The sequence below is a fragment of the Cupriavidus sp. F041 genome (assembly GCF_057814235.1).
The window spans coordinates 2914497-2928294 of the sequence record NZ_JBVASY010000001.1 but is presented as its reverse complement, the minus strand read 5'-3'; the positions used below and the strand labels follow the sequence as shown (position 1 = coordinate 2928294).

Genomic DNA, 13798 nt, shown 5'->3' with positions numbered 1-13798 from the left:
ACACCCTTCTTTTTCCGGGTCAGGCCGTCCCCCTCCGGTCGCGTTGCCATTCCTCTCGCCCGCCGCGCAAGTACGCACTCCGGTCATCTCGCCGTTCCAATCCCGTCCGCGCCCGAAACTCGAATTCCGCGAGCCTTGCCCTAAAAACCCGAGAAGCGGATGCCAATCGAGCCATAGCCGTAATAGCGATCCATCTTGCCCGCGGTGGCGGCGTTGTAGAGAAACGGAATGGTGCCCACGAAGTTGTGCAGCGAGCCCTGCCCCCGCAGGAACACTTCGACGTTCTTCACCACCGCATACGACAACTCCAGCCCCAGCGTGTGATTCGACTTGATCGGGGAATTGCCATACGCGCTGGCACGGCTATCGACGTTACTGCGCAACAGGTACTGGAACTGGTAGCCCAGCCTGGCACTGAAATTCTGGTATTTCCAGCGCCACGAGCCACCCAGGTTCAGGTAGCCCGCGGTGTAGTTGAAATCGTCGTTGACATTGATCCCGTATTGCCCGGCATCGGTCGAGAAACTCGCGGACTGCACGTTGACGTTGCCAACACGGCAAGGCGCGGCCAGGGAGCCATTGGCGACATTGTCCGTGCCGATGCTGATGTCGAAATTACACCCCCCCTGCTGCAACCGCGTATTGAGCCCGCCGATCGTCACACGGCTGACACCCAGACCAATAAACCCGGTCAGTTTGTTGCGCTCGGTCAGGTCACCGGAAAAGATCACATCCGCCTGGCCCTGGATGTCATTGGCATCGTTGACCGTGACGCTGTTGAACGTAGCATTCCTGGCCTTCAGGTTAGAAGAGCGGGTCAAGCTACCCGCGCGGTCGCCCCATAGCGAGAAGCGCAACATCAGGCGGTCGCGCGCGCCGGGCTCGGCCAGCGGGTCGTAGTGCAAGGCCAGCATCCAGCTATCGATCTGGTTGTTGTCCGGCCCGTAGTCGATGCCGCGGCGCCAGTACGTGGCCGAGGCCGACCATTTCGGCGAGAACTTGTAGCCCAGCATCAGGCGGCCGCCACGGTAATTGCCGGCATTGTCCGGCACGCCGCCCTGGCTGTTGAAGATGTCCATGGCATTGTTGACCATGTCATAGCTGGCCTCCACGCGAAATGCGGTGAACTCGCCCGTGGCGGGTTCGGCCTGCATGAACACATCGTCGGGCGCCGCATTGGCAACGCCTGCGCATGACAAGCCCAGCATCAAGGCGCCGGCATTGCCGAGCAGGCGCGTGCGATACAACAGCATAGGAAGACTCCGAGGCCGGGGGGCTGGCCTCATCCACGGCGTTGGCCGGGTCGTGGTCCGGCAAACTGCACACAAAAAGAAGCCGGCCACCCGCCAGCGCGCTTGCTGGCGCGGGTGACGGATGACCGGACAGGCCCTCCCCGACCACGGGAAGGGCTTGGCGACGCATCGATCAGGGGTTCAGCGTGACCGAGGTCTCGATGCCGTCGCCGGCCACGTTCGCCGAAGCGGTCTGCACGTGTTGCGTCTTGGTCTTCTGCGCGCTACCGTTGACCAGGGTGGTAACGGTGACCGGCTTGCCGCCCTGGCCCCCCACCGCGAACGTCACGGGGAAGGTGCTGACCGACTTCGGCGTGAGCGCGTCGATCTGGGCCTGGCTCAGCGCGCCGGCACTCTTCAGCTTGGTCAGGAAGACGGTGAACGGCAGGTTCAGCGAGCCGCCGTTGGCGCTGTCGAACAGGTTGTCGGCAACCGCATTGGTCAGGCTGACATTAGCCGTGACACCACCGGTGATGCGGAACGAATAGGTCGTGTTGACCGGCACCTGGGCGGCCGTCAACTGCGTGCCACTAAACGTAAGCGCCACCTTCTCGATGATGACATCGACCTCGCTGCCGTTGTACGTGTAGCTCAGGCCCGCGCGCAATTCCGGAGCGCCGTTCGAGAATGCATCGCCGCTCTGCGAAACCGCAACCTTGATGCTGCTCAGCGTGCCGCCCGTAACCGTCACGGCATCGCCGACCGGGAACTGCTGGCCGTTGATGGTCATGCTTGCCAACTGGATGTAGTTGGCCGGCTTGACGCTGTTGATCACAGCGGTGATCGCGCCGGAGTTGACATTGCCGCCGAGATTCGAGGATGCCGTCTGGATCGCACCAGCGTTGCCGGCTGCCACGGCGTCGCCGAGCTTGCCCAGGTTGGCCGTCAGCGAGGCGTCGGCCAGTGCGGTCGGCGTGACCGCCGCCACCAGTGCACCGCTGGCAGTAGACTTGGTGCTGTCCACCACCGCGTTGACCGAGCCGCCCTTCTGCAAGGCTGCCAGCGTAGCCGCCGGATCGCTGCCCAGCACGACCGTGCCGAGGGCGGCGTCCACGTTCGCTACCTGGCTGGCCACGACCGGACCCGCCAGCGCCGCCACGTTAGCTGCCACTGCCGCGATATTCGCCTGCACGCTGGCCGGCAAGCTGGTCTTCGCGTTTTGTACGGCCGACGTGATTGCCGTGGTGACCAGCGAGGTGTTGGACAGGTCGGCGGTACCGGAGCCTGCGTTCACCGCGTTGGCCACGGCATTGGCGGCTGCCGCTGCCGCGGCTTCCGCCGTCAACGTGCCGCCCGTGGTCTTGGACAGGCCAGCAAGCGTCTTTGCGATCTGGTCCACCAGTTGCTGCACCACCACCGAGGCCTTCAGCACGGCGGCGTCATTCATCGGATCCAGGGTGGAGAGGTCCTTGCCTTGCAGGCCAAGCTTGGTCGCGAGTGCCGCGGCCTGGGACGCGCCCAGTTGCGCAACCAGCGTCGTCAGCGGCGTGATAACAGGCGTCACACCGGCCTTGTAGGTGACGGCCGGCGCTTGCAGCACACCGGTGAACGGTTGATTGGTACCGATGTCGGTACCGCCGGTTACCTTGAGCGCGCTCGTCGTGCAACCACTCGGGAACGTGAAGTCCCCGTTCGCGTTGGTCTTCACGGTCTTGTTGTCGCAATCGAGGAAAGTGACCGTGGCTTGCGCCAGATAGAAGTCAACGGCCTTGCCTTGCACAGTGACAGGCGTTGGCGTGGGCGTCGGTGTTTCCGAGTCCCCGCCGCCGCAAGCCACCAGCGCCGCAGCCGCGGAAGCCATCATGCCGAGGGTAAAGATATTTCTGGTATTGGTTTGCACTCTTCTCGCTCCTGAAATCACTACGTCGTTACTTCGATACGTCGATACGTCGTCTATGGATCCTGAACCCCTCCAGGGCAACGCACCGCCTGTGGTGCCCTTCGCTGCCCGGGTTCATCACCTCTCATGGATACCCTTGTTGGCTCTTGCAACCGCAATCGGCAAGACCACTTCGTCAGTGCCTTTGCCAGCCCAACTAGATAAACAATCCCCACTACCGTGTCACCCCTACTAGGCGGGGGAAAGCGCGGACTTGCATGTGGGAACGCAAGGCAGGCAACCCCGCACGGCCGGCGACAGCGCTGCCGCGCATGTCCCGGTGTTGTTTCGACGAGTACAGCGAACGTGTCGGATAAGCCCGAAAAATCCCGATGCGGCCGATGCGGCTAATGCAATGCAGCTAATGCGGAATGGGGAAATCCTCCTGCACCAGCCAGCGCGCGATATACCGGCCCATTGCCTCCAGCAGGACATCGGAAGTCAGGCCGGTTGCGCCCGCCAGCGCAGGACAGACGATCCAGGTGGTACCGTCGTGCTCCAGCACGCGCAGTGTCTTCGCGAGATCGGCGGGCTGGAGGACGTAACTGCCAGTCCGCGCCCTCTCCAGGCCAAACGCCTGCACGAAATCGCCGAAGTGCCGCTCGCCCAGGCATACCACCACCTTGGGCTTCCATTGCCGGCGAATGCCTTCGATAAAGCGGAATCGGTCGCCATTGCGGCAAAGATCGACATAGCGCTGCTTGGGCACCAGCGCCGGTTGCCCGCGAAACGCCTTTGACCACGGCGTCTGGCCAATCAGGTGCGCCGGCAGCGGGAAAAGGCTGAGCTTGAATTCGGCGCCTTTCGGTGCATAGAGATGTTGATCGAAGTAATGCTTCCAGTCGCGCTCATCCTGGGCGGATGAGAATGTCTGCGCGCGCGCGGCGGCCATGATCCTTGCGATCTTCTGATGCGACTGCCAGCGCTCCATGCTGTCCCGGTGCCGGTCGCGATAGGCGTGATCCCAGGCTCCCGGTTGCGTGCGCGGCTCCAGTGGCGCCACCAGCGACTCGGTCCAGGGATGCGGCGTACTATCGCAAAACCAGACGGCCCCCGCCGGATTTCCCCCTTCCATTCCAACGTAAGACGCGAAATACGCGTCCAGCTGCTCACGTGAGAATACTGCCTTTTGTTCTATTTCCATGCCCCTACCGCTTGGTGGAATTAAAGATGCCCACGCACTGAGGCAAACTTACCTGTACGACGTGACGGGCGTGAGACGCCTCCGATGCATCGGCAACTCTCTAATAGAACGATGGAGACAACCCACTCCACTGAAGGGGGAATGCAATGACCGCTGGCGCTCTCGCGCACCTTCCCCCTTCGTATCGGATGCCGGCTGGCGCAATGCCAACGCCAGGCTTCGACGGATTTGACCTGCCTGCAACCAGTCTGAATCAGTGCATTCGTTTTGAAAATAGCTTTCAGGAACATATTTTGTGAAACCCGCGACGTTCCTGATGCCATTCCAAAGAGCCTGATCTCGTTTGCGCGAAACACTTACTAGGCGGAGCGAGATTTTGCGCGAGATTTGATCGGTCCGCGCCCCCCTTCGGAGGGATTTTCGGTAGTCTCTTTACCCTTCTTACGCAGGGTACCCATCGTGCGAGGCGATGCGCTATTTGGCGAGCTGCCGTCGTCGCAACGGCGTTTCGTTTGCGTGGCATGAAATGTGTATCGCCGATGACAAGCGCGGTCCGCAACGAAACTTTCTTGCAAAACCGCACGCTGCCTCTCCTTTGGTGAGGACAGATCACGCACCAAATTGGCGGCAAGCGCGTTTAAATCCGGCATTCAGAATTTCAACGCTTTTTCCAACGGAATCAGGGCGCGCCGGCAATCCGCAGTGCGTTTGCACGGTGCCGTCGCAGCGCAAAGACACGCGCCCACCCCCTCGGGTTCCCTTCTCACGCAGGGTACCGGTGGGTAGCGCTGCACCGCACTATTCGCACCATTCGCAAGATGAAGGAAAGCCCTGCCGGGAAGCCAGTCGCTATCGGCTTGTCTCAACGTGGCATTCCCTTTGTCTCATCCTGCTGCAGGCAAGGCAGTCATCATTCACGGCACCTGGATCACCGGTGCCGGATTCGCAATGTGGATATGCAAATGACATCCGCGCTTACTCAATGGCTACTCGCTCTACCGCGCCGTGGCAAAGTCGTTTTCATGGTGACGGCAGATATCCTGATGCTGCCTCTGTGCTTCTCGCTGGCGCTGCTGCTGCGCAAGGGAGATGCCGACCTGCTGAATCAATACGGCGCGTTGCCGCCGCTGGCGATCGCACTGTTCACCATTCCGGTGTTCTACCTGAGCGGGCTCTACCGCACCGTGCTGCGATACATCGATCTCAAGGTCTTGTGGGTGTCCGGCATCAGCCTGGCCGCGCTGATCGGACTGACTTATCTTGTCTCCCTGCTGATCCAGGACGACTACCTGCCGCGCACCGGTTTGCTGATCTACTGGTTTATCGCGTTTGCCTATGTAGTCATCTCACGCTTCCTGGCACGAGCGCTGCTGCGCACTTCCCAATACCGCAAGAACCGCAGCAAAGTGGCGCGCCTTGCGATATTCGGCGCCGGCGAGGCCGGCTTCCAGCTCGCCCTTGCGATGCGTGCCAGCCCCGATCACCAGGTGCTTTGCTTCTTCGATCACGACATCACGCTGAACAACAAGATTGTGGCCGGCCTGCCCGTCTATGACGCCAAGCGGCTGACCGAACAGCTGGGCCGGCTGAATATCGACGAAGTCGTGCTGGCCATTCCGTCCGCTTCGCCCGAGCGCCGCCGTGAAGTGGTGGAAAGCCTGCGCACCCAGGCAGTGGAAGTGCGCACCCTGCCCACGCTGCTGGAACTGGTGGATGGCAAGATCACCACGCAATCCATCCGCGAAATCCGTATCGAGGATCTGCTTGGCCGCGAGCCGGTGCCTCCCAACAAAAACCTATTTGCCAAATGCACGCACAGCAAGGTTGTGATGGTGACGGGGGCCGGCGGCTCGATCGGCAGCGAACTGTGCCGGCAGATCGCCACGCAGCAACCGCGCAGGCTGGTCCTGTTCGAACACTCCGAGTACGCGCTATATACGATCGAACAGGAATTACGGCAGCTCTTTCCGGGGCTGGACGTATCGGCGCGCATCGGCTCGGTGTGCGATCCCGAGGCCGTCACGGCTGCGGTGCGCCAGAACCGTGTCGATACCATCTACCACGCCGCGGCGTACAAGCATGTGCCGCTGGTTGAGTCGAACATGCCCGAAGGCATCCGCAACAATGTGCTGGGTTCGCTGACCGTCGCCGATATCGCCCACATGTACGGCGTGGAGACTTGCGTCCTGGTCTCGACCGACAAGGCGGTACGCCCGACCAACGTCATGGGCGCGAGCAAGCGCATGGCCGAACTGGTCTTCCAGGCCGCCGCCGTCCGTCCGCGCACCCGCACCACCTTCTCGATGGTGCGCTTTGGCAACGTGCTGGGTTCATCCGGCTCGGTCGTGCCATTGTTCCGCCGGCAAATCGAATCCGGCGGGCCGATCACGATCACCCACGCCGACGTGGTCCGCTACTTCATGCTGATCCCCGAGGCGGCGCAACTGGTGATCCAGGCAGGCGCCATGGCCAAGGGCGGCGAGGTCTTCGTGCTGGACATGGGAGACCCCGTACGCATCGTGGACCTGGCACGTACCATGATCGATATGTCCGGACTGCAGGAGAAGACCAGGGACAATCCCGGCGGCGATATCGAGATCAAGGTGGTAGGCCTGCGCCCCGGCGAGAAACTCTATGAAGAACTGCTGATTGGCGAGGGTGTCATCCCCAGTTCGCACGAACGCATCATGTGTGCAAAAGAGCACTCCACGGAAGAGGCCACGCTGCACGATCTGCTGGCCGCCCTGTTCGCCGCCTGCGACACGCGCGATGCGCTCAAGATCCAGAGCCTGGTACAAGCGATCGTGCCGGAGTACGCGCCCTACAGCTCCCTGGATGGCAAGAGAAGCAAGGCGCCGCGTCCGCGCGTACTGCTGCCCTTCCCCTTCGGTGCCCGTGTGCGCGGGCCGGAAGACGTGCTGGCGGATTTCGCGGAACTGAACGCCAAGCAAGCCAAGGCGGGCTGACCTCGCGCAAGCGAGTCTGTACGGAGTCCGGCGGTTTCCTGTACATTGGATCGCGCCGCAGCCTGATTACCAAGCTGCAACTCCAATGCCATGACTGCGTACAGACTTGCCCAGCCGCAACCGCCGCCGGAGCCCGCCTCCGGCATACCGCATACCCGCTTTGAAGTCGGCACCGCAACCGGGACCCGGTCATCCGCCGGCCAGATCCTGGCCTGGCGCGATCGCGTAGGCCATGTCATCGACCTGGACCTGACGAAAGAACAAGTGGCCCGCCCCTTCGCGGCGGCGATCGACAGGTACCTGGTCGAGGACATGGTCTTCACCGACTGCCGGTGCGACGGTGTCAACCTGCACCGCACCGTGGCGCGGATCTCCACCGACGCCATGCGGCACTATGTGTTCCAGGTGTTTATCGGCGGCAATGCGGGCCTGGTCGAAGGCCGGCGCCGCAATCCCAGGCCGCGCCACGGCGGCATCCTGCTGACGGATCTGGGCCAGCCCGCGCGCCTGGTGCGCGACCCCTCGCACGCCCTCTCGTTCTTTGTGCCGCGCCCGCTGATGGACGCCGTCTTTCCCGATGCCGAGTCGGCGCACGGCCGCATTGTGGAGGCCAACACGCCAATGACGATGCTCGCGGTCGAGCACGTGACCGTGCTGGCCCGCGAACTCCCGCACATGACGCCAGAGCAGGCCGCACCGGCCTTGCGCGAAGCCATCCATCTGCTCGTGGCCGCCTTCCGCAAAGCCGCGCGGCTGGAAGGCGACGCCCGTTCCGCCACCCGCAACGCCATGCTCGCGCGAGCCCGCCGCCTGATTGACCACAGTGCCCACCAGCCGGATATCTCGCCCACCGGCTTGCTGGCGGCGATGAACATTTCCCGGCCCTCGCTGTATCGGCTGTTCGAGCATGAAGGCGGCGTACACGCGTACATCCGCAAGCGCAAGCTGCGCGCGGCAGCGTCGGAACTGGTGCGGTTTCCCAATCTGCCGGTGATCGAGATTGCTTATGGGCTGGGCTTCTCCAGCGCATCGGATTTCACGCGCGCGTTTCGGCGCGCCTACGGCATGTCGCCGAGCGACCTGCGTATCGAGGCCGCCAGCCCGCGGCGCCAAGATCTGATGCGCGCCGCCCTCAAGGTACAGGGCCAGGACTACGAGCGGTGGCTACGCCGATATCTGACAAGCCATGAGCGGAGCGCCAACGACGGCGCGTACCGCGGACCATGACGCAGGCGCTGGCTTCATGTCGCCGCGCGCATCCGGCGCGTCCGTATCGGCACGCTCCGCAAAATCCTCGTGCGTCAGCCAGTGGCTGATGAAGCACCCCATGGCGTTTAGCAAAACGTCGGAGCTTAGCCCGGCGCTACCTGCAACGGCCGGGCAGACAATAAGCGTGGTGCCTTGCCGCATATAGACCTGCAGGGTCCTGGCCTGGTCAGCCGGCTTGAGCGTGTGCTCGACAGCCGGAATCCCCTGCATGCCGAAGGCCTTCAGATAATCGTCGGCATGGCGCTCGCCCAGGCACACCACCACCTTGGGACGCATCCGGCGGCACAAGCCACCGATGAACCGGAACCGCCCTCCGTGCCGGCACAGATCGAAATAGCGCTGCTTGGGATTCAGCTCCGGCTGGCCCTGATAAAGCTTGGACCAGGGGAGCCTGCCTTCCGGCCGGATTGCCAGGGGGAAGAGGTTCAGCTTGAACTCCCAGCCGCATGGCCGGTAGAGCATCTCCTCCAGGTACTGCCGCCAGTCGCCCCCTTCGGAGCGCCCGTAGAGTATCTTCTCGCGCGCTGCCGCCATGATCCTGGCAATGCGCTGATGCGTCTGCCAGCGCGCCATATCCTGCCGGTGCCGGCGGCGAAATGCCTCGTCCCATGCATGAGGCTGCGGTAAAGGCCGCAGCGAATCGCTCAGCGGCGTCTCGACGCCACTGGGTGAAAACTCGCAAAACCATACGGCGGCTGCGGGGTTCCCGCCTTCCATGCCCACATACGACGCGAAATAGGCATCGAACTGCTCGCGGGTAAATGCACTTTGATGAATTTCCATAGGTCCGGCAGGGGCTGGCGTTTGTGGCAATTGCTAAGCGGCTTTGCTCCCTCGCCCGTTCCCCGCACGGACGCCCGACACAACTCAACCAGAGGCAGAACCAGTCACGGCCTTCGGCGGATGCGGGACCAGGCGCTCGAAGCAAAATCCACCGGAAGGATAATCCCCCCCGCCGGAGGGACTTGACCGTGCGTCTCACTTTTTAGCGGCCTGACTATGTAATCCAGGGTATCAGCCCTGATACATTAAAGACAAAATCCGGCATAGGCACCCGCACGAGCACCGGCACGGCGCGGCCCCAGTTCCTTCGCATCGAACTGGAGCAAGCCAGGTCAGGGTGCACCACTCAGATCTGGCGATGTTCTGTGGGTGCGTAACAAAATGCAGCGTACGGCCTCGAGGAAGGTCCGAGAACCCTGCGAGGCCGATCCGCCTTCCGCGGGGGACTCGAGTTTGGTGCAGGTTGTAAGAGACGTGTTACGCCCGGACCGGCACGCGGTGACACCATATCGTGCGACTTCATGCATGGCCGCGACCTTGTGCTCCCGAGTTCGACAGTTTGAGCCCGATATTCGCCATTTCTGACCGTCGCCGCTAGCGCTGGCGCGGCTTCCCGGGTCGTGGGCGCCAAACTCTTGTAGTGGCACGTTTGTAACAACGAAGCCTATATTTGACAAGGCAGTCAAAGCCTGTAAAGTAACGGCATGTTTGTCAAAGTCACCTCCTCCGGTTCTCGCCGTTACGTGCAGTTGGTCGAGTCCTATCGCGATGACAACGGTCAGCCTAAGCAGCGCACCGTTGCCACCTTGGGCCGTCTTGATCAACTTGGCGACAGCATGGAAGGCGTGATCAATGGGCTGTTGCGCGTCACCGGCCGCCCCGCACTTGAGGCAGCCGCCGAACCCGCGGTGACGTTCCAATCGGCCCGTGCGCTCGGCGACGTGTGGGCGCTCTCCGAACTGTGGCAAGAGCTCGGCTTCGACGGCATGCGCCGCGTGTTCCGGCGCACCCGCCATACCATCGATGTCGAAGCGCTTGTGCGCATCATGGTTTTCAATCGCCTGTGTGACCCGGAATCCAAATTGGGTGTGCTGCGCTGGCTGGAAACAGTTGGCCTGCCAGGGCTGTCCATCGAAGCCGTCGACCACCAACATCTGCTGCGCGCAATGGACGCGCTGGTCACGCATCAGGCGGACGTCGACGCCGTGTTGGCGGGGCTGTTGCGTCCGCTGGTCGATCAAACCTTACCAGTGGTGTTCTACGACATGACGACCATTCGTGCCGAGGGCCTGTCGCAGCAAGAAGATGATGTGCGCCAGTACGGCATGGCCAAGGAAGGCGTCATTGCCCGGCAATTCATGTTGGGGGTCGTGCAGACCGCAGAAGGGTTGCCGCTCTATCACGAGGTGTTTGACGGCAATACCGCAGAAGTCACGACCCTGAAGCCAACCCTCGAGAAGGTGCTGAGCCGGTTCCCCGTCAAGCGCGTCATCGTCGTCGCCGATCGGGGACTGCTCTCGATCGACAACCTGGCAGAGCTGCAGGCGATGACCTTGCCACACGGTGCGCCGCTGGAATTTATCCTGGCGGTGCCGGGCCGTCGCTACAACGATGTGGTCAATTCATTGGAAGACCTCCACGCACAGCAATGCCTGCCGGCCCGTGAAGAAGTCCTGGGCGAAGTGCCATGGAACGGCTTACGTCTGATCGTGGCGCACGATCCCGTGGCGGCGCAGCAGAAAGGCACGCAACGCGATGCGCAGATTGCACACCTGGAGCAGCTTGCCGCGCAGTGGGTGGGCAAGCTTGACGCGCAAGACACCGGTCATCGCAGTCGTGGCAAAAAGCTCTCGGATGGCGGTGCCCGTGCACGGTTCTACCATGCGGTTTGCGAGGCCCATCTGGCTCGTATCATCCAGGTCGATCTGAAGAGCGAGCGCTTCTGCTACGCCATCGATGAGCGAGCCTTGCATCATGCCCGCATGATGGATGGCAAGCTGCTGCTGGTCACCAATGCCGCGGATCTCTCACCACGTGAGGTCGTCGACCGCTACAAGTCATTGGCGGATATTGAACGCGGGTTCCGTGTGCTCAAGTCCGAGATCGAGATTGGCCCGGTCTACCACCGCTTGCCAGACCGTATCCGCGCCCATGCGGCCATCTGCTTCATGGCACTGATTCTGTATCGGGTGATGCGGATGCGCTTACAGGCCGCCAACAGCGAGCTGTCGCCTGCGCGAGCTCTTGCCATGCTCAGTCGCATTCAGCACCACCGCATCGTCATCGACCAAACCAAGTCCGTGACAGGGCTCTCGGCCATCAGCCAGGAGCAGGCCCGGGTTCTCTCCGCATTGAAGGTTCGCAAACCAGCCAAAACGACCCAACTGACTCTCTTGTAGTGGAGCGTTTCGCAGTCGGCTCCAATCAAATCAAAGACTTAAGCTTCTAACTGTCGAACTCGGGGGCAACAATTGGGGAGCAACATTAGCGCGGGCACGTTGCTGCGAAGGGACGCCGCCCGCGCGGGGCGGCAATGACGCGCCCGGGGTTTAAGAAAGCCTGCGCAGCCGCACAGATACCCACCGCGTACCGTTGATCGGATCCGTATAGATCTGCCGCGTATATTGCTCGGTAGCACCGAGCCAGACCGCCGCGCGCTGCCAGAGCGCCGCCTTGGTCGGGTTGACCGTGCCATGCATATCGGCCAGCACCACCACGGCAACCGGCAACGCGACAAGCAAGGACAGATGCGCCGGGCGCAAGTTCGGCTGCCAGCGCAGATACGTGCAAACGACCATCGCGCCGACTGCCATGCCAGCCAGCGTTTCAGACAGCGTGTGATAGTTGCCGGCCAGCAGCGTTACCGCCATGAACATCGACGCCGCCAACCCCAGCAGGAATCCCCATCGCGCGGCTTGAGGCCCGACTGCGGAAAAGAGCATCATGAACAGCAGCGGATAGATCGCCGTGGTCTGCATGGCATGGCCGCTGATGCTGTAGAAGCCAATCGATGGCAGACACCAGCCGCGCAGATCGAACGCCAGCTTGCCGGCAACAATCAACGCGATGCCGGCACCAAAACAGGCCAGCCAACGAATGGCCCGAGCCCGATCCCCGCCAAGCAGCAAGGCAACAGCGACAGACGCGGCAAGCGGCAAAGTCCACGTGCTATCGCCGAACGGAATGACATGTGCCCACAGCGTCATGACCGGGCGCCCACATCACCAGGCGCCCGCCCGTCCGGACAAGCCGCGCGCGCCCTTCCCGCCTTCTCGCGCCCCCTGTCAACCACGCGTAGCCCGCTCCACCACCGCGCGAGCCGCCTGTGCGGTCCGGGCAAGTTCTGCCTCGGTCAAGGTTGGATGGACCAGGAACAGCAGGCTGGTCTCACCCAGTTCCTTCGCCACCGGCAAACGCTCGGCCGGACGCCATCCCGTACCATCGAACGCCTTTTCCAGATACACCTCGGAGCAGGAACCCGAATAGCACGGCACCCCCGCTGCGTTGATCTCCGCCATGATCCGGTCCCGATCCCAGCCCTCGGCCAATGACTCGGGTTGCACAAACGCATAGAACTTGTACCAGGCATGCTCCACGCCTGCCGGCGGCAGGGGAACCCTCAGCGCCTTGCACGGCTTCAGTGCCTCGGCCAGCGTCATGGCATTTGCAGTACGCCGTGCGGTCCAGTCCGCCATGCGCTTCAGTTGAATACGACCGATAGCCGCCTGGATCTCCAGCATGCGCCAGTTGGTGCCAAACGACTCATGCAACCAGCGGAAGCCCGGCGGATGCTCCCGCTCATAAACCGCCTCGTAGCTCTTGCCATGGTCCTTGTAAGCCCACATGCGCGCCCACAGATCACGATCGTTCGTCGTCACCATGCCACCTTCGCCGCCAGTCGTCATGATCTTGTCCTGGCAGAAAGACCAGGCTCCGACATGACCGATTGAGCCTACAGCCCGCCCTTTGTAGAACGCACCATGCGCCTGGGCACAATCTTCGATCACCGCAAGATCATGCTCCTTGGCCAACGCCATGATGGGATCCATATCGCAGGGCCAGCCCGCAAGATGCACGCAGAGGATGGCCTTGGTGCGCGGGCTCAGGACCGCCCGCACGGTCTCGGCGGTAATGTTCTGGTCATCGCGATCCACGTCGGCGAAGACCGGGGTGGCACCGGCCAGCACGATACTGGACACAGACGCCAGGAAGGTACGGGAGGTGACGATCACCTCGTCGCCAGCGTCGATGTCCAGCGCCTTCAGGGCCACGTCCAGAGCCAGGGTGCCGTTGGCCAGTGCGACGGCGTGTTCCACGCCAACCCAGGCGGCGAATTCGCGTTCGAATTCACGGCCTTCGGTGCCGGTCCAGTAGTTGACTTTGTTGGAGGCCAGCACGTGCTGTACGCTTGCCATCTCTTCGGACGTGAAGCTCGGCCAAGGTGAAAAACCTGTATTCAGCATCT

General features: G+C 62.4%; 9 protein-coding genes. 3 read left to right on the top strand and 6 right to left on the bottom strand.

Annotated elements, in window-relative coordinates; genetic code table 11:
- Positions 1 to 140: 140 nt before the first annotated feature.
- The 3 genes from ACZY0R_RS13390 to ACZY0R_RS13380 form a co-directional block, all read right to left on the bottom strand.
- Positions 141 to 1253: a hypothetical protein gene (locus tag ACZY0R_RS13390; protein WP_488858855.1), complete on the bottom strand. Its 1113-nt coding sequence runs from the start codon at positions 1251 to 1253 to the stop codon at positions 141 to 143.
- 172 nt (positions 1254 to 1425) lie between these two features.
- A complete protein-coding gene (locus tag ACZY0R_RS13385) occupies positions 1426 to 3132 on the bottom strand; it encodes a hypothetical protein (protein WP_488858854.1) in 1707 nt (568 codons plus the stop codon).
- A 400-nt stretch (positions 3133 to 3532) separates the two neighbouring features.
- The gene (locus ACZY0R_RS13380) at positions 3533 to 4309 is read right to left on the bottom strand and encodes an XpsR family transcriptional regulator (RefSeq protein WP_488859676.1); all 777 of its coding nucleotides are present in this window, start codon (positions 4307 to 4309) and stop codon (positions 3533 to 3535) included.
- Positions 4310 to 5277: 968 nt separating this feature from the next.
- Between ACZY0R_RS13380 and ACZY0R_RS13375 the strand changes: the two genes are divergently transcribed.
- The gene (locus tag ACZY0R_RS13375) at positions 5278 to 7281 is read left to right on the top strand and encodes a polysaccharide biosynthesis protein (protein ID WP_488858853.1); all 2004 of its coding nucleotides are present in this window, start codon (positions 5278 to 5280) and stop codon (positions 7279 to 7281) included.
- A gap of 90 nt (positions 7282 to 7371) precedes the next feature.
- Positions 7372 to 8508 (top strand): helix-turn-helix domain-containing protein, encoded by a 1137-nt coding sequence (locus tag ACZY0R_RS13370; RefSeq protein WP_488858852.1) that lies wholly within the window; start codon positions 7372 to 7374, stop codon positions 8506 to 8508.
- Here ACZY0R_RS13370 and ACZY0R_RS13365 read toward each other — a convergent pair.
- Positions 8446 to 9333, bottom strand: coding sequence for a transcriptional regulator (locus ACZY0R_RS13365; protein ID WP_488858851.1), 888 nt, complete (start codon positions 9331 to 9333; stop codon positions 8446 to 8448). The genes ACZY0R_RS13370 and ACZY0R_RS13365 overlap by 63 nt on opposite strands.
- A gap of 704 nt (positions 9334 to 10037) precedes the next feature.
- Between ACZY0R_RS13365 and ACZY0R_RS13360 the strand changes: the two genes are divergently transcribed.
- Positions 10038 to 11732, top strand: a complete 1695-nt coding sequence (locus ACZY0R_RS13360; RefSeq protein WP_488858850.1) for an IS1634 family transposase — start codon at positions 10038 to 10040, stop codon at positions 11730 to 11732.
- 150 nt (positions 11733 to 11882) lie between these two features.
- Here the strand turns inward: ACZY0R_RS13360 and ACZY0R_RS13355 are convergent, their stop codons facing one another.
- Both ACZY0R_RS13355 and ACZY0R_RS13350 read right to left on the bottom strand, forming a co-directional pair.
- Positions 11883 to 12539: a phosphatase PAP2 family protein gene (locus tag ACZY0R_RS13355; RefSeq protein WP_488858849.1), complete on the bottom strand. Its 657-nt coding sequence runs from the start codon at positions 12537 to 12539 to the stop codon at positions 11883 to 11885.
- Between the two features lie 78 nt (positions 12540 to 12617).
- Positions 12618 to 13796, bottom strand: a complete 1179-nt coding sequence (locus ACZY0R_RS13350) for a DegT/DnrJ/EryC1/StrS family aminotransferase (protein ID WP_488858848.1) — start codon at positions 13794 to 13796, stop codon at positions 12618 to 12620.
- Positions 13797 to 13798 lie beyond the last annotated feature (2 nt).